Raw genomic sequence first — 18757 nt, forward strand, 5'->3', positions numbered from 1 at the left:
TATCTCAATTTATCTTCTCGGTATAAATACAATCCAAATAGACGTACGATTATTTGGGCTGTAGTATCCTTGAATCGCGATAATAAAATCTCCATAGTTTGATCGGGAATAGGCATATATTATGCTTATAGTGTGGAAATATTCAAAAATATGGTATCCGAGAATGAATTGAATGATATTTTATTGCTGAATTTATTAAAAGCGGATGATGAGAAAGCTTTCAAATATATATTTGATCGTTATTTCTCGCCATTGTGTCGTTTTATGTATCTATATGTAAAGAATCAGCAAGAAGTAGAAGAAATGGCTCTGGATATATTTACTTATGTTTGGGAAAACCGAGCTACTTTAGAGATCAAATTGACGTTTAAAGCTTATTTGTTTCAAGCTGCACGAAATAAATGTTTGAATAATATTCGGGATCGTAAGAATACTTGTTCCATAGAAGAAAGTGGGTATGATGCTTGTTTAGAGGATACGAGTGTTGAGGTGAATGAACTGAATCGTATTATTGAAGAGGCGGTTTTGAGTTTGCCGGAGAAATGTGGAGAGGTTTTTCGGAAAAGTCGGGAGGAACATTTGTCTAATCAAGAAATTGCCAAAGAAATGCAGATTTCGGTAAAAACGGTTGAGGCACAGATAACCAAGGCTTTGAAGATGATAAGGAAATACCTTGGTGAAACATATTCTTATATATGGTAAAAAATTAAAATTTACGACAGGCTCTAAGGGTTTGAGCTATCTGATGTGTCATTCTAATAAGACGACATTTATATAGAGAATATTAAATGCGTAAATGGTATAAGAATTTAAGAATGAAAGTAGATATAATTCCTTGGTATTTAATTATTAAGCATCTGAAGAGAGAAACTTCGGATGAAGAAGAAAAGCTATTTGCAATTTGGTTGAAAGAGGATAAGAACCGAGAGATATTCAGTTCGTTGCAAAAAATGTGGCAAGAAATTGTGGCAGAAGTTTCGGATTATAACCCTGATACACAATATTATTGGACGAAAATGAAGGAACGGATGCAGCAAAGAACGGAAAATCCTAAACGTTTTTCTTTTCGTTCTCATTGGCGTACATTTGCTGTTGCAGCATCGATCCTGCTTGTTTTGTCATTTTCGACAACACTTTTTTTATGGAAAGTCAATATTGTCGATAAACCTTGTTTAGCACAGACATATTCGACTATAAGCGGAAAATCAAAAGTTATTCTTCCGGATGGGACGGAGGTGTGGTTACATAACAATACTACATTGTCTTATAATAATGATTTCGGAGAGAAAGAACGTCGGGTTTCGTTAAATGGAGAGGCATTTTTCTCTGTAACGAAAAATGTCGATAAGCCTTTTATCGTAAGTGCCGATAAATTAAATGTTCAGGTTTATGGGACACGGTTTAATGTAGAATGTTTTTCCGGAAAAGAAAACATATTGGTCAGTTTATTGGAAGGATTGGTTGCGTTATATACCGATGAAAACCAGAAAACATTCTTGGAACCTGATCAGACGGGTATTTACAATAAAAGGCTTTCTGCTTTAAGTGTCGAGAAAGACGATGTCGCTTATACGGCATCTTGGGCAACCGAAACCGTGAGATTCGAAGGGGAATCTCTTGCTCAGGTTTGTAAATATTTGTCGAGATGGTATAATGTTGAGATAGAGGTCGATCCGCAGGTGAGTGACAATTTTGCCTATACGTTTACCGTACGTGAAGAACCTCTGGAAGAAATACTGCGTTTGATTTCGAAAACAAATCCTGTTTCATATTCTTTTGATGGGAAAAGACGGATATTTATTTATCCAGTCGAGAAATAGTATTAGAGAAGCTTAGGAATAAACAACGGTTGTATTCAAAAAATACAACCGTTGTTTATTCTAACTGCATTATTTCGTATTTATTAATAATTTTATTGTTTCGGTGTATGTTTCTCCGAATCGATTGGTAACTTCGATTTTAATTTTTTTTTTGTTGTGGAAGAAGGTCTTGCCCGGAATAGATGATCTGTTCTATAAACTTTTATTCTGCCGAAATCGATAAAATCCTGATCGAAATCCGAGAATTGTTCCATTGATCCTTTCAAGATGCCGTCTCTATACCAATTTATTTTATAGGTATTATCCTAATCCCAAACATTTGCGACGATATATTCCGTTTGAGAGAAAAATTCTCCGGGTTTATATATTTTGAATTGATAATTCAAATCATGCCCTGTCGGCTTAAAATGCCAGCGAACATTATCTTCATCTACATCGACGATCATATATCCGTTCGGCGTACCGCAACGGTTGCTGTTCCCTTGCCAATGAAACTCACATATTTTTTTGATACGCCAAAAGTATCTGAAGGATGTTTTTATAATATGACTTTTTTGTGAAGAAAATGTTGTTTTTAAGTTTCAAAAGAAAGATTGGGATATTATATGACAGTATATAAAATATATCGGACAAAATTTTTTTAAGGACCGTTTGGGAAACCGAAAAATATTTATGAAAAAAACGGTAAAAAAATCGCATTCTCTTATAAGGGTTATTATAGATTTCTGTGTCATACGATTGAATGTACCGGAAAAGATATACCGATATTTTGCGGTACTTTTTATAAACTTGAAATAATTGTTTGCCAGAACCGGCCATTCCGGCAATAAATAAAAGAAGATAACAGATTATAAATCTAATCAGCATGAAGTACAGAGAAATCGAAAAATCAATTAGTAAGTTGTGGCGACTTGCATTCTTTATTTTCATTTTATCATTTGGTGTTCATTCGCAGATTTATGCTGCCGAACAAGACGGAAAGATTACACTTTCGTTTTCGGATATTCCTCTTCGGGAAGCTCTTTCACGTATAGAAAAGGTAAGTGATTATACATTTTTTTATGATGAAAAGAATGTAAATGTAAATCAAAAGGTCAGGCTGGATGTAAAGGATGTAAATATGCAAAGTCTCATGACAGCCCTTTTGAAGGATACGAATCTGGATTTTGAAATATCGAATCGTCAGATAGTCCTTCTTTCTAAAAGAAGCTCAGGATCGAAGACGGCAAAACGTCATATATCCGGAGTCGTAAAGGATGAGAAAGGGGAAACTGTTATCGGTGCCAGCGTGGTAGTAGAAGGTACTACCACCGGTACTGCAACAGATATAGACGGGAGATATGCTTTAGACGTTCCTGTAGGTGCAAAACTGAAAATTACGTATGTGGGCTATCGTCCGTTTAGTGTAGAAATTAAAGATCAGACTACCGTCGATGTAACTTTAGAAGAAGATAATAAAGTGCTTTCGGAGGTTGTCGTGACGGCCTTGGGTATCAAAAGAGAGAAAAAAATGTTGGGTTATGCTGTGCAAGAATTGAAAAGTGAAGATCTGAATAAAACCGGAGATCCATCCGTAACGAGTGCGTTGCAGGGAAAAGTTGCAGGATTGCAGATGAATACTTCTAGTACAGGACTTAATGGATCTACGAAGATCACTATTCGTGGTAATTCTTCTTTGTCGGATAATAATCAGCCTTTATGGGTTGTGGATGGAGTGCCTTTTAGTGATATGAATAATTCTACTGCATCGGAATACGGAGGCTTTGACAGAGGTGGAGCTTCGGTTGATATCAATCCGGACGATATAGAATCTATCTCAGTCTTGAAAGGTCCTAATGCCGCTGCACTTTACGGCTCCCGGGCAGGTAACGGAGTTATTTTGATCACGACTAAGAGAGGAACGAAAAGCGATGGTTGGGGTGTCTCTTATTCTGGCAGTTGCACTTGGACTCAAGTTGCTGAGACACTTGATATGCAAGATGTTTATGGCCAGGGAGAAGGTGGAGTTGCCGATGCTTCTAAGTCGGGGAGTTGGGGATCTTTATTGGATGGTCATGAATTTATTGCATGGAATGGCGAGATCCGTAATTATAAGAAATATGGAGATCCTTTAAAGGACTATTTCAGAACAGGGTTTTCTCAAAATCATAATGTTTCATTCGGTACGGTTACTGAGAAGAGTAATTACCGCGCTTCATTCGGATATGTGAAGAGTTCTGGGGTTTTTCACCAAGAACAGTTGCAGAAATATAATGCTGACTTAAAAGCCGGGACAGATTTTAATAAATATTTGAGTATGGACTCAAAGATCTCCTTGTCGAGGACGAAAGCAGATAATCGCCCTTATTTTGGTAAATATGGCGAGATTGCCCAATTGTTGATGATCCCTAATAACGTAAGCCTTGATGATTTGAAACATTATCGTACTGAAACCAGTGAACATGTTAATTGGTTTGGTCCGAGTAATACCGATCTTAATCCTTACTATATCAATAATCAACGAGACAATTATGATGATCGTTGGCGGGCTTTCGGATATTATAATCTGAAGTTGAATTTCACTTCGTGGTTACATTTCTCGGGGAAATATATGTTCGATTATTATCGTACTCAGTTGTTCGATTCAGACCGTACCGATTATACAAAAGAGGTATTGGCTGATGAAATGAATCTTCGTGAAAATAATTTTTTTGAACAAAATGTAGAACTTATGCTTACTGGAAGCAATAAAGTCGGAGATCGGGTTCAGTTGGGATATTCATTGGGTGCGAATTTTATGGATATGCGTTCTGAAGGATTATTGGGTACAGCCCGTAATATGCGGAAAAAAGACGATTGGGTATTGAATTCGGCACTTGGTTTTAATGCTTCGGAACAAGCGTTTGAACGTAAGCGGGTAAATTCTCTTTTTGCGACGTTTCAGTTTGCATGGGATGATTATTTGTCGGTTGATTTAACTGCCCGAAACGACTGGTCATCGACACTGCCTTCCGATAATCGGTCTTATTTTTACCCATCGGTAAATGTGAGCTATGTTATATCCGATTTTGTCCGAAAAATGGATGCTTCACTGCCTTCATGGTTAAATTTTGCAAAATTGCGTCTTTCTTTTGCTCAAGTGGGTAAGGATACAGACCCTTATCAATTGTACAACCGCTTTGTATATCATCAGACACCGAACGGTCCGGAAGCGGCAGCCGTAGATGTTTTGGAAAATGCAAATCTGAAACCGGAGATTGCTACATCGTATGAAGCCGGACTGGATATGCGTTTCTTTGACAATCGTTTAGGATTTGATTTTACATATTATTATAGCGATACAAAGAATCAAGTGATGAAAGTTCCCATGAGTGGAGCCTATGCATGGAAACGTATTAATGCCGGAAATATAGTAAATAAAGGTCTCGAGTTGATGATTTATTCGACTCCGGTAAAGACAAAGGACTTTGTTTTCGATCTGGGTGTTAACTTGGCACATAATCGTTCTACCGTGAAAGAACTTGCCGATGGCGTATCTCGTATGGATTTTGATAATTCCGAAAAGTTGTTGGTCAATGTAGGAGCGTTTTCTGGCGGGAAGTTGGGCGATATTTTCCCGAGGAAAAGTTATGCGCGAGACATTGAGGGTCGTATTATCGTAGGTGAGGACGGATTACCTTTGGTAAATTCGGAAAAAAATCCTAAGGCTATTGGAAATATCCAGCCGGATTTGTTGATGTCGGTATCACCTTCTTTTACATATAAAAATTTCACTTTGTCGGCTTTGTTTGATATGAAGTTTGGCGGGGATATCGTTTCTGTGACAGAGGCAATGGCAACATTTTATGGTACGGCAAAACGTACGGCAAAACGTACGGATATAATCGTTGATGGTGTGACTGTTTCTGGAGAAAAAAATACAAAACCGGTATCAGCCGAAGATTATTATAAGCTTATCGGTTCTACGGATGGTTTTGCTGAAGAGTTTATTTATGATGCTTCTTATATAAAATTGAAAGAATTGGCGTTGTCTTATAGTTTCCCGAAAACGTTATTGAAGAAAACACCTTTTACAAACCTCAGACTTTCATTGGTCGCCAGAAATTTGTGCTATTTGCTGAAACATACACCGGGAACTAGCCCTGAGGGTGGTTACGATACCAACATGTATTCGTCAGCGATAGACTATTTGGCTGTACCTTATACCCGTACGTTTGGTTTCTCTGTAAATGTTTCATTTTAAATTAAGGACTAAATTATGCTACATAATATGAAATTCTTTTTATGTGTTGTTGTACAGGCTTTTATCATGAGCATATTTACTGCTTGTACAGATAGTTTTGATGAGATAAATACCGATCCTCTAAATCCGGAATATGTGGTTAGCGGTCCGGAAGATCTGGATGAGGGTCTCGCTGATATTGATCTGAATGCTACCGTAAGTGAGCAGGAGTTAGAATATCTGAAAACGATTATAGGAAATGCGCCTGCGACATTTAAGAAATTTTTATATCAGGGGATGTATAACGATTATCAACGTACGACTAATCTATCTCATGATGTGTATGGGGGGTATTTTGCTTGTAATAATACTGCTTTCCTCAGTTCTTCTCCTGGATATGTTTATACTGAAGATTATAGCGGTCGGCGTTGGGACCATTTCTATAAGGAAAGGGTAAAGGAGTATGCGCAGCTGATACGGCCGTTTTATTATGTTGATAGGGAGAAGTATAAGAATGCTTATTATATCTCCCGCATCTATATGGCATTTTTGACAGTACAGATGGTTGATACGTACGGTCCTATTCCTTTCTCTGAATATGTACGTGGTTGGGAGGCTCCTGAGAAGGTGCATTATGATGATGCCGAGAAAGTTTATGATATGTGTTTCCGTATATTGGCCCAGGCGGTAGAGAATATGCGTCCTGAAGAATGCGAATTTAAGTTTACTAAGACAGAAGATTTTGTATATGGTGGTGACGAACGGGCATGGATGCGCTTTGCCAACACGCTCCGTCTGCGTATGGCAATGAGGATATCTGTTGCAAATCCCGAATGGGCCAAAAGGGAAGCTTTGGCCGCACTTTCTGCTCCTGAAGGTGTGATGAAAGGACAAGAGGATAATATGGTGACTATCCCCGACTATGCTCCGGTTGCACTTGGCGGTATCGATTCCGGAGGTGACGAGAATATATTTGCTTTGTGTTCTACCAATTACCGAGATTGTGTTATGTCTAAGGATATTGAGTCGGCATATAAAAATCTGGCTGATTTTGAAGATCCGCGTATGGAGATATTATGGTATCGTCCTACACCGTATGCCTCTCTTGAGAATAATATCGAGGATACGAGTAAAGATTTTAACGGATGTGTGATAGGTAGTCGGGATATTATTCATAAAGAGAGTTCGAAGCATTCTGTACTGCGCTGCAATCAAACTGCTCCGAAAGTTTTGGAAGATATGAATTGGTTTGGTTTTTCTCGTGAGTCTGTATGGTTGGGGTATGCCGAATGTCAGTTTTTGTTGGCGGAAGCAGTTCTTCGCGGATGGGTCGAAGGAGATGTCTTGGAGTATTTTAAATCCGGAATTAAAGCTTCGATGGATTATTATAAAATTCTGCCTCAGAAAACGAATGTATATATAATGATGCTGCATTGTTTGCAAGATGAAGATAACCCGTTTGAAAAGAATGATAGAGAAGGCATGTTGGAACAAATTATTACTCAAAAATGGTTGGCTGTTTTCCCGAACGGGAATGAGGCGTGGGCGGAGTTTCGTCGTACTGATTATCCTCGGCTGATGGATTTTCAGACAAAAAGCGGAAATTATTCTTCTGATGTTCCTCAAGGGAAGTTTATTAAGCGCATACGGTATTCGAATAGTGAGTTTGAGCATAATTTCGATAATATACCGGTAAAATATCGGGATAGTCAGGCTCAACGTATTTTCTGGGACGTTTCTGATACGAATAATGATCAGGGAGAGCGTGTAAAGCCGAATAATTTCAGATAATCAAAACCTTTAAAATAAATTATATCATGAACATTAAAAAGTTATTTATTACGCTTTTTGTTATTTTGGGCGTAGGCAGTGCAATTGCGCAACAGCCATATAGTCCGTGTTGGCATCCGGACAATATTAAGAATTGGAAGCCTTCGGATGACCAAGATGCGAAATTTAATAGGAGTAGAGTTCCTCTTCAACCACGTTTTTGGGATAATACGGTGAAAGCGAACTCTTCTCAATTTGCAGATTCCCGTGTGGCGGCTTGTTTGACAATGAATCCTGAATGCAGTCTTACTCCTTCGCAGGATGCGGACAATATTCTCGGATATAATCCTACTTATTGGCAATATATGGATTTGCTGATTTGGTGGGGTGGATCTGCAGGAGAAGGCATTATTATACCTCCTTCGGCCCCGGTAGTGGATGTAGCGCACATGAATGGAGTAAAAGTTCTGGGTCAGTTGTTTTTCCCTCCTAGGGCTTTTTCTGGAGATCCGGCATGGTTGCGTCAGATGTTGACTAAAGAAGGCGGAGAATACCCATATGCCCGTAAGTTGTATGAGATAGCCGATTATTATGGCTTTGATGGTTGGTTTATCAATGAAGAACTTCATGGCGCTTTGCCGGGAGACTGGATGGGATTTATCGAGACCTTTAATAAGTGCAAGAAAGCGGGAGGAAAGGAATATATGGAGATACAATGGTATAATAACGATATTGTTGTAGGAGATTATATGGATATGGTGAAAATGGACGGGGTTTCTTATTTTTTGGATTATGGAAGCAATACCGTGTCGAATATTCAGTCTCAAATGCAGGCGGTAAAGAATGCAGGTATGGCAGATATCGCATTTTCTAAACTGTATTTCGGAATCGAATCTGCAATAAACGGTTTTACCGGAAATGCGGATAAATTTTCAAATCTATTTACTTCTACCGGACATCGGGGATCGCCCAATATCTTTAACCCGGAGGAGGGAATTTGGAAAAAAGTCGTGGATGAGTTTCGAAAAAATCCCGTGAACGGCAGTGCTGAACAATATAAGAAAATGCAGGAGGTATTTCAAAACGAGTCTCGCTTTTGGACAAATGCGAAAGGGGATCCTTCCGATAATTCGGCTTGGGGATCTTCTACATGGCCAGGCTTGGCGAATACGATATTGGAGCGTTCGGTTATTCAGACCAAACCCTTTGTAACGACATTTGGTGCAGGTTTAGGGAAAAAACGTTTTGTAAACGGAGAAGAGAAGGGAAATCATGACTGGTATCATCGTGGAATGCAGACAATTATGCCTACTTGGCGCTGGTGGTTTGATAATAAAACTCTTTCGGCTGATATCTATCTTGATGATGCTTATAATATGGGGACGTCGGTCAAGGTATCGGGGGCGTTGAGTGCTGATGCTGACCATATCATGCGTCTTTATAAGACTCGTTTGGCAATTGCTTCGGGAGATAAGATTCAATTGGTATATAAAGGTTCGGGAGCGGTTATAGAAGCCAAGTTGGGTATTTCTGAGAATGCTAATGAATTTGCTACCGTTACATTAAATACTGTCTCGACGAATAACGGATGGACAGTAGCTGAGGGAGATTTGTCTTCTTTGGAGGGGAAAACGGTTTCTATTATTGCATTGAATTTCCGTTCTTCTTCGAATCTGTCTTCTTATGAAGTTTTGTTGGGTCAATTGGCTGTTTATCCGCAAGGGTATTATCCGGAATTGGCTCGTGTTGAAAATCTTAAGATTGAGAATAAGTTGGCTGCCAATAGCGGAGATATACGTGTAGTATGGGATGCTCCGAAATCTGAAGATATTGATCACTATAATATCTATCTGCAAAGAAACGGTGTGAAATCATTGGTGGGACAAACTCGTGATGAAGGATTCTATATTCCTAAATTCAACCGTAGTAGCGATTCGGAGACAGGAGTTACGGTATCTGTGACGGCAGTAGTTAAAGATATGCGTGAAGGAGCGGAAGTCTCGGCATCGGTGAATTATCGTGATCTTGCTGCTCCCGAAGTTGTTCTCTCGGCTTCACAAACGTTGATTCCTGTAAACGGAACGGTAACTTTGTATGCAAAAACGGAAGATAATCCGACTGGATATGAGTGGATTCTTCCCTCTTCGGCTCGTAAAACCGGAAATGGCGGACAGATTTCTGTTCAATTTACTCAGGCAGGAGTATTCGATATAGGAGTGAAAGTGACGAACAAAGCCGGGACTACTGAAATAACCGAAAAAGCGTTTGTTGAAGTCGCAAATAATGCCGATGATCTCAAAGTGGTGAGCGTTGATAAGCAGATTCACTCGGTAAGTGGACAATTGGCGGGAGAAGAGGCATATCATTTGATTGATGGTGTAACTAAAAATTTCTCGGATGTGCATCAGAAATGGTGCATCGGTGGTAAGAAAGAACATTGGGTGGTTGTCGATTTGCAAGAATCTTATAAGTTATATAAGTTCCGTATTATAGACTGTAAACAGGGAGAACCGGAGTTTGATAATATCTCCATGTATAAAATATATGTCAGCAATGATGCTGTAGATTGGACATTGATTGCCGATGAACGAAGTAATCCGGCTACGGAAAAAACAATTTGGGTAAAACCAACGATAGCCCGTTATGTTAAGTTTGTCCCTTATTCTACAGAACCGGTTACTATTCGTATATGGGAATTTGAAGCCTATGGTGTTGCAACGAAGTTGACTTTGGATAAGTCTGAGAATTTGTTATTGGGGCTGGGTGAATCTGCGGAGAAAGAATTCTCTTATGGATTCGGTGGTACGGAAAAAGAGGAAAACTTTAACATTGAAGTAAAAACAGATCGTCCTGATTTATTGGAGATTAAAAACATAAGACATGATGAGGTAAAGAATAAAATTTCTTTCGACATGCTCTCTCTTGAGATAGGAACGGCAGAAGTGGAAGTTTCTATCAAGAACGGTGATTGGGTGAAATCTTCTGTTTTTGAAGTTAAGATCGAAGACCTTAGCTTGATAAATATTGCAAGAGGAGCTCTACCGTCAATCGTAATGAAAGACGCCATGAGTGCAATACTTAACGAACCAAACTTGAAACCGGAAAATGCATTGACTGATGGTAATCGCTCGACTTTTTGGGCCGGGTGGAAGACTTTCTCGGTAAAAATCGATTTGGGGAAAATTTACGATGCAAGGGTTATTAAGTTTATGTTTGAGCCGGCGGATTATAATGTTGTAGGTAATCGTTGTTATTTCCCGAGTGAAGTGAAAGTATATACTGCTCAAACCGATGAAGAGAGTGCTTATGCTTCAGTTGCATGGTTTGAAAATAAGAATCTTCAGGAGATAAATGAAGTCGTGCTTCCCGTTGATGGTCGTCAGGTCCGTTATGTGCGTTTGGAGGTAACAGGATATAATGAGAGAAGAGTATTCTTGCAGGAGATAGAGGTCCTTGCTAAAACAGATAAAGAAAATCCTTTGCTTATTGGCAATGTGAACGGTGTGAAAATCGAGGTGGGGAAATCTGTGAAAAAGAAGATACCGGTAGATCTTGGCGACATGTCGGTAGAAGATAATCTTGAGGTCGTTTCTCGGTTAAAAAGTGTATCGGGAAGTGATGTTGCAATAGTTAATGCCAGTTATGATGAAGATGCTCGAAAGATATTGCTGGATATTGAGGGTAAAACACCTGGTAATGCTGATTTGGTAGTTGCATTGAAGAATGGAGATTGGCAGGTTTGTACCAATCTTTCGGTTGTCGTATTTTCTGGAGGCAATTTAGCTTTAGGTAAGTCAATTACGGAATCGCATGTAAGTGCGACTGGTACTCCGCTTTCCGGAGGCGGAAAGGCAGATGTTAAGACACTTGTCGATGGTATTAAACCGATTAAGGGTGATGGAAGTGCCGATTTTAATAATCTTTGGTGTGGACCGTCGTGGCAGAATAATGCAAAATCTACGGTGGTGATTGATTTGGAGAGTGAAGCCTCGATATCTGATATAAAAGTATTTGGCGCCGTGTTTTGGAGTACAGTGTCTGTTCCTGGGGAAGTTAAGATTTTTATAGGTTCTGAAGATTCTGAATCGTCTTATCAAGAAGTTTATACATGGAAGCGCTCGTCAGAATATGAAACACCTAACAAGTATCGTCACATGGAGTTTGACTATCACTTGCCTTCTCCGATGACGGGACGTTATGTTAAGTTGCAGTTGACACAAAATAATGAGTATGGTATGGCTGTTGCATTGAGAGAGATCGAAGTGTACGGAGAATCATCGTCCGATGGAGAGACTCCTTCTAATACTTTATCTGTTTCACCGATCGAAGCCGTGACATTGAATGGTGGAGAATCAAAGACTTTGGAAACTTCCTATAGTTTGGGTGGCGCTTCTCAAAAAGAGAATTTTGACATTTCTGTATCTGCTCAAGATGGAAATATAGTAAAGGTTTCCAAAGTAATGTATGATGAGGTACAACAAAAAATAACTTTTGAACTGAGAGGCCTGAAGAAAGGAACTACCGGAGTTCGTATCGTTTTTGAAAACGGGAAATGGAGTACGTCATCTGATGTGAATGTTTCGGTTCTTTCCGATGATCCGCTTCTCGGAATTGAAAATGTGAAAACTGTTGCTTGCAAAGTTTATCCTAATCCGGTGAGAAAAGGAGGAGTTTTGGTTATTGAGGCAGAACAAATACGTATGGTAAAAATTCTGACTTTGCAAGGAAGTTTGTTGCGAGAAGTAGCGGTAGAAAGTGACCGGTGCGAATTGAATATGGGATACCTGTCTTCTGGTGTATATTTGCTGATTATTGATACGGAAAACGACATGAAAGTACAGAAAGTGACTGTCAAGTAATGTCGGTTGCAAATTGAATATCTAATATTGTAGTTATGGGGCAAGAGTATAAACCTCGTGCCCCTATCTTTTTAATGCTAATTTTATCTTATTAATGCTTATGAAAACATTTAAAATTTGGCTTGTATTTGTATTGTTTTTCTTTGGTGGATATGGGGTGTCTGCTATGGCACAGGATGATATGGTATTTCAGTATAAAGGGAATTTCTCGTCTATGGAAAAAGACGGATGGGTTTGTAATAACAGGGCTGTTATCGGGACGGATCGTTTGACTTTAGAGCAGAAAGCGACCGGTGCCGGATTAGATGCCGGATCAATAACATCTCCGGTTTTCGGTCCGCATACGGGACTTTCGTTAGAAATTTTCGGAAAATCAAGTGGGGATTGGAATACGACATTGAATGTGAGAATTATTAGCGCTGTGGATCAGCGTGTATTGAAAGAACTTAATATACAGGATGTCGATAAGTATGGTACGAGTCAAGTCATGGAAATTGGAGATCTCGTGGAGCGATTTACAGTTGTTATTACTGCAGGACAGTATGCCCAAGCTCCTTTGGTTGTGACATCTTTGCAAATGAATGGGGTTTCCCAGTCTCCTGAAGTGTCATTCTCTCCTGAAACTTTGGACTTTGGATATGTTAAGGAGGGAGAATCTTCTGTATTGACGTTTGAGGTTGAGACCTGAAAACTGAAAAGTGACTTGACCTTGATGTGTGATAATGATGCATTTGATATAACACCTGCAAAAATTTTACAGGATGTGTCCACGACGGTGATAACGGTAACTTTTTCTCCTAAGGCGGTGACATCTTATACAGGAAACATACAGGTGAGCGGAACAGACTTGGATGTCGTATATACTGTTTCGGGGAAAGGGTTGTCTGAGAATTCTCCGGTTATATATTCTTCGGTTGGAGATCTTAATTTTGGAGCGGTGTCAAAAGGCTCTTCCCGTCAGCTTTCTTTTTATGTGACAGCGGAGAATCTGGCAGAAGATGTGATGATAACAGCAGATAATTCTTCTTTCTCGGTGACTCCTGAGGTTATTCCTGCAAATCTGTCTGAACCACAGCAAATAACTGTCGTTTTTGCTCCGGATACGGAAAATGAATATTCGGGAGAACTTTCTTTTGTTGCTTTCGGACTTGAAAAGAAAATTTCTTTAACCGGTATCGGAGCAGCGGGTGGTGAGACTCCTGTGTTGGTTGAGAATGCCATAGCGGAAAAAGGAGCTAAGCGGATTGTTGGTTATTATTTGGGATGTATTACTTCGACTGGTTTGAATGAGGGGTATATTCAAGATCGTTATATCGCTATTGCCGATTCGAAAGATGAAGTTTATAATAATAGAAAGCATAAAATTATGGTGATAGAACTGCCTGCCGGCAGTACGAGAAATGAGTGGGGTAGCAAATCGCATCCGGAGTTAATCGGACGTCAGATTTGGGTAGAAGGTAATGTGGGGAACGATCCTTCTGGCAAAGGTTGTGCGGCAGGGTTTAAAATTTCCGGAGGAGATAAAATCGGCTTTTATGTTCCTGTAGAGATAAAGTCTCCTCAAGTCGAACTTTCGACTTCGGTATTGGATTTTGGTACCGTGGCATGTGGGGAAAGCAAAGAATTGCAGTTTTCTTTCACCCCGACTGATTTGGCAAGCGGATTGGATATTATATCGAATTATGCCGATTTTTCGGTCGATTTGTCTCACGTAGATCAGGATAGCACCGAACCGCAGATGGTGAAAGTGAAATTTACTCCGGTAAGAGGTGGTAATGCAACGGGTTTTATTACGATAAAAGGAGATGGCATAAATGAGACTGTGAAGGTTTTGGGTGTAGGAGAGGCTGTGATGCCTCCGATCTTGATGGAAACGAGCATTGAAGAGTTGGTGTTTGAAGATGTTGTTGCCGGTCAATTTGAAGAACAGACATTTACGGTTGTTTTTTTTGGTTTATCAGAAGATATAACAGTGACGTGCGATAATCCTATATTTGAAGTGAATCCTTCTTTGATAATAGTTGATGGTAAAAGCGAACAAACCGTTACGGTAAAATTTGCACCGAGTTCAGTGCAGGAATATACCGCTTTACTTCTATTGAAAAGCGGAGAAGTTGAGAAAACTGTTGCTCTTCGGGGAAAATCTGTTGCAGCACCTTCTGTTGATACCGATGTCGCTGAACTGGATTTCGGACGTGTCGCTATCGGTGATCAGCCTGAGAAGAGACGCTTTATATTGGATGTTGCCAATTTGAAAGAAAGTGTGTTATTGACTTCGTCTGATGAATGCTTTGTCCTTTCTAAGACGGAGATTCCGGTAGATGCATCCGGTGAGCAAGAAATAATCGTGACATTTACTCCCGATGAGCAGGGACGGATATCTGGAGAGATATTAATCTATTATGGCGGAGAAGAGGTAAAGAGTATAGACCTTTTGGCAGAAGCATATTATCATACAGTCATTGATTTTGCCGGAATAACGGAATTGGACTTTGGATCTGATTTGACAACGGAACCGGTATCCCGTTCACTTAAATTGTCTTTGTTGCATATGGAGAATGATGTGACAGTAACATTGGAAGGTGAAGATGCAGCGTTGTTTGCCGTTTCATCTTCTGTTATTGGTCGAGATGAGGAAAACGGTGAAAAGGATATAGAGATTACATTTACTCCTGAGTCTGAAGGAGTTTATAATGCAACAGTGATATTTTCTGATGGAAAAGGTTTTTCTTATGAAATTGCTCTTTCGGCGGTCGTTACTTCTGTTTCCGGAATAAAAGGCGATTCGGTATCGGAAAAGAGACCTTACGGATTTAATAGAAATCTTTATGTCTCAGCACCGAGGGGTACTGTTGTGAATGTATTTACTTTAAAGGGAACTCTTGTAAAAATGATAAAGGCGACAGGTCGGGAAATTGTAATCCCCGTTCCTCAAAAGAATGTGATTGTGGTAGTTGAGAATAAAGCGTATAAGGTTAGTTTGTAATAGCGAAGAGTCCTGACGGTATCAATGGGTTAATTCAGGGTTGATTTTCGTTTTTCGAAGTCGGCCCTGAATTTTTGTTGAATAATAGTATGGAGTTGTTTTATTTTTTATGTTTTTTTACTATGTTTGAAATGGATTATTTATAAAAAAGTGAAAAATGAGAAAGAAGTTATGTTGTTGTACTGTCGCGATTCTGTTTTTATTAGCAGGTTGTCGGAGTTCGCTGCAAGAGCGGGTCTTGTCTCCTGACGGGCGTATTGAGGTCGTTTTGAATAATCCGGACGGTGGAAATCTTAGTTACTCGGTGAATGTAGAAGGAGAGAGTTTTATAAGGGATTCCCGTTTGGGCTTTGTTTTTAAAGATTCCCTTATATCAGGGCCGTTTAGAATAAGTAAGACCGAATTTTCTTCGAAAGATGAAGTTTGGACTCAACCGTGGGGGGAAAATAAAAAGAACAGAAATCATTATAACGAGATGTCTGTTTGTCTGGAGAACGAAGAAGATGTGTCTTTGGTGATTCGTTTCAGGGTCTTTGATGACGGTATCGGATTCAGATATGAGTATGAGCATCCTGACAAGGATTCTTTAGTCGTTATGGATGAACTGACCGAATTCGATTTTGCACAGGATGGCCGGTCTTGGTCGATTCCTGCAAATTTCGAGACTTACGAATTGTTATATATTCCACAAAAAATCAGTGAAGTGGAGACCGCTAATACTCCGATTACTTTTAGGACGGACAACGGTATCTATGCAAGCATTCATGAGGCTGCGTTATATGATTTCCCGGAGATGACATTAAAAAAATGCGGAGAGCGGAAATTCAAATCCGAGTTAGCTCCTTTGCCCGATGGCACGAAAGCTCATGTCCCGGGTGCATTTAAAACGGCATGGCGCACGATTCAGATCGCTCCTAAGGCTGTAGGTTTGATAAACTCATCTCTTATTTTGAACTTGAACGATCCTTGTGTCCTTGATTCTACAGATTGGATAAAACCGATGAAGTATGTCGGTGTTTGGTGGGGGATGCACCTCGGTGTCGAGTCTTGGGTTATTAATGACCGTCATGGTGCGACAACGGAGAATGCTAAACGCTATATAGATTTTGCGGCAGCCCATAATATCGAAGGTGTTTTATTTGAAGGTTGGAATGAGGGCTGGGAAAGTTGGGGCGGCCGTCAGAATTTCGATTATACGAAGCCTTATGCCGATTTCGATATGGATGAAATTGCTGCTTATGCACAGGAAAAGGGAGTTCGTATTATCGGACATCATGAAACCGGAGGAAATGTCCCGAATTATGAAAGGCAGTTGGATAAGGCGTTGCGTTGGTATGTCGATTATGGAGTACACGATCTGAAAACCGGTTATGCCGGAGCTATGCCCGGAGGGTATTGGCATCACAGTCAATATGGTGTTCGGCATTACCAGAAGGTAGTGGAAACTGCGGCAAAATATAGAATAACCGTAAATGCACATGAACCGATAAAGGATACCGGTATTCGTCGGACATGGCCGAATATGATGTCTCGAGAAGGAGCTCGAGGTATGGAATGGAATGCATGGAGTGAAGGAAATCCGCCGTCTCATCATGAAATATTGCCTTTTACTCGTTTGTTGGGTGGCCCTATGGATTATACTCCGGGAACATTCGATATCTTATTCAAGAAAACCCGCAACTCTCCGTTACGTAAAAAATGGAACGACTTGGATAAAGGGAATAGTCGAGTAAACACGACTCTTGCCAAACAAATTGCGAATTGGGTAATTTTGTACAGTCCGTTGCAGATGGCTTCGGATATGATCGAGAATTATGAAAATCATCCGGCATTTCAGTTCTTTATTGATTTTGATGCCGATTGCGACCGTTCTGAAGCCTTAGTTGGTGAACCGGGAGAGTATATCGCGGTTGTGCGTCAAGCCGGTGATCGGTTTTACCTTGGAGCGACTACGAATGAAAACGGACGTACGATAAACATTCCTCTTGACTTTTTAAGCCCCGACATAAAATATCACGCGGATATTTATGCTGACGGGGATAATGCACATTGGAAAGATAATCCTACGGATTATAAGATAGAACATAGGATTGTGACTTCTGCCGATACGTTACATATGAAATTGGCAGACGGAGGAGGGCAGGCTGTTTATTTCCGTCCGGAATGATGAACATAAAAAATGCGGGATATCCCGCATTTTTTGTATGTCAATCGATGCCGTACATATCGTTTTTGCACCTAATACCTTTGACCGGTATCTCTATGATTTTTTTTCGTATTCGGTCAAATCTCCAAGCTTGTTTTACCGTATCGAATATTTCGGTATCGATCCAATCTATATCATCCGGCAGAAGAACGATGAGTTCATTGTCTATTCGACCGTTCAGCATTACGTTTCCTGTCCATCCGATATTCAGTTCTGTCCCTTGCAACTGAAGTGTGTCGAGAAGTTTCCACAGAGGCATACCGCTGTTGTTTCTTGCAGAGAGTTCGTCAAATAGCAGATAGGTAATTCTTTTTTTGTCGTTTTGCAGTACATGCACTCCGTAATCGTCCGAAATTAATGCTCCTCCGAAATCGGTACAATCTCGGAATTCGGGAAGATCTAAAGCGTTACTGTACATATCCGAAGGTTTGACTGTATCCGCTTCTTGCTTTGTTTCGATGATAACAGCGGGTAGGATTTCATTTTCTTGACGAGCCTCTTCATTTGGGTTTTTAGGAGAATTGCATCCCAAGAGAGGGAAAATTACTACAAAAGAAAAAAGATGCTTTTTCATAATTCGTAATGAATCATTTTATTTAATTAAAAGCTTGTTTAAATTTCCCGATCAAGGAGTTGTCGATCAAGTCGATCCATTATCTTCCTCCTGCGAAATACATAATAGTATCTTCAAAAAAATCGTTCAAAATAAACTCTCCAAAATTTAGACAGGCTCTAAAGCTCTTTAACTAAAATCCTGAAGTTGTCACCATCGCTTCAAGATCAATTTCGGGCTACAAAAGTAGTAAAAAGCTTTATTGTATGTATCTGTCGGAGAGATATTTTTTTTGTTAAATATCGTGGGGAAATTATCTTTTAGTTTTTGATTTGTTATTTTAAAAGTTTGTTTAATTTCTC

10 protein-coding genes are annotated in these 18757 nt (G+C 39.7%); 8 read left to right on the forward strand and 2 right to left on the reverse strand.

All coding sequences use genetic code 11. The features are described from left to right. Nucleotides 1-150: 150 nt before the first annotated feature. Both Q0093_RS11765 and Q0093_RS11770 read left to right on the forward strand, forming a co-directional pair. Complete coding sequence (locus tag Q0093_RS11765) at nt 151-702, forward strand: RNA polymerase sigma-70 factor (protein ID WP_297930798.1); 552 nt, start codon at nt 151-153, stop codon at nt 700-702. 113 nt (nt 703-815) lie between these two features. Then, nucleotides 816-1820, forward strand: coding sequence for a FecR family protein (locus Q0093_RS11770; protein ID WP_297930673.1), 1005 nt, complete (start codon nt 816-818; stop codon nt 1818-1820). A gap of 305 nt (nt 1821-2125) precedes the next feature. Here Q0093_RS11770 and Q0093_RS11775 read toward each other — a convergent pair whose 3' ends face one another. Next, nucleotides 2126-2266, reverse strand: coding sequence for a calcineurin-like phosphoesterase C-terminal domain-containing protein (locus tag Q0093_RS11775; RefSeq protein ID WP_297930676.1), 141 nt, complete (start codon nt 2264-2266; stop codon nt 2126-2128). Between the two features lie 419 nt (nt 2267-2685). On the opposite strand from Q0093_RS11775, the gene Q0093_RS11780 reads away from it, so the two are divergent. The 6 genes from Q0093_RS11780 to Q0093_RS11805 all read left to right on the forward strand — a co-directional run bounded on the left by Q0093_RS11780 (nt 2686) and on the right by Q0093_RS11805 (nt 17803). After that, entirely contained in the window at nt 2686-6042 is a 3357-nt protein-coding gene (locus tag Q0093_RS11780) for a SusC/RagA family TonB-linked outer membrane protein (protein WP_122337364.1), read from the forward strand. 66 nt (nt 6043-6108) lie between these two features. Beyond that, nucleotides 6109-7812, forward strand: a complete 1704-nt coding sequence (locus Q0093_RS11785) for a SusD/RagB family nutrient-binding outer membrane lipoprotein (RefSeq protein ID WP_261797434.1) — start codon at nt 6109-6111, stop codon at nt 7810-7812. A gap of 26 nt (nt 7813-7838) precedes the next feature. Continuing rightward, nucleotides 7839-12650: a discoidin domain-containing protein gene (locus Q0093_RS11790; protein WP_297930681.1), complete on the forward strand. Its 4812-nt coding sequence runs from the start codon at nt 7839-7841 to the stop codon at nt 12648-12650. Between the two features lie 100 nt (nt 12651-12750). Then, nucleotides 12751-13338: a hypothetical protein gene (locus tag Q0093_RS11795; RefSeq protein ID WP_147590018.1), complete on the forward strand. Its 588-nt coding sequence runs from the start codon at nt 12751-12753 to the stop codon at nt 13336-13338. 24 nt (nt 13339-13362) lie between these two features. Further along, entirely contained in the window at nt 13363-15636 is a 2274-nt protein-coding gene (locus tag Q0093_RS11800; protein ID WP_297930684.1) for a choice-of-anchor D domain-containing protein, read from the forward strand. 157 nt (nt 15637-15793) lie between these two features. Continuing rightward, on the forward strand, nt 15794-17803 hold the full coding sequence (locus tag Q0093_RS11805) for a glycoside hydrolase family 97 protein (protein WP_022600654.1): 2010 nt from the start codon (nt 15794-15796) through the stop codon (nt 17801-17803). Nucleotides 17804-17843: 40 nt separating this feature from the next. On the opposite strand, the gene Q0093_RS11810 is transcribed toward Q0093_RS11805, so the two are convergent. Then, the gene (locus tag Q0093_RS11810; RefSeq protein ID WP_278716257.1) at nt 17844-18416 is read right to left on the reverse strand and encodes a hypothetical protein; all 573 of its coding nucleotides are present in this window, start codon (nt 18414-18416) and stop codon (nt 17844-17846) included. Nucleotides 18417-18757 lie beyond the last annotated feature (341 nt).

This window comes from uncultured Coprobacter sp. (assembly GCF_947855755.1).
Taxonomy (GTDB): domain Bacteria; phylum Bacteroidota; class Bacteroidia; order Bacteroidales; family Coprobacteraceae; genus Coprobacter.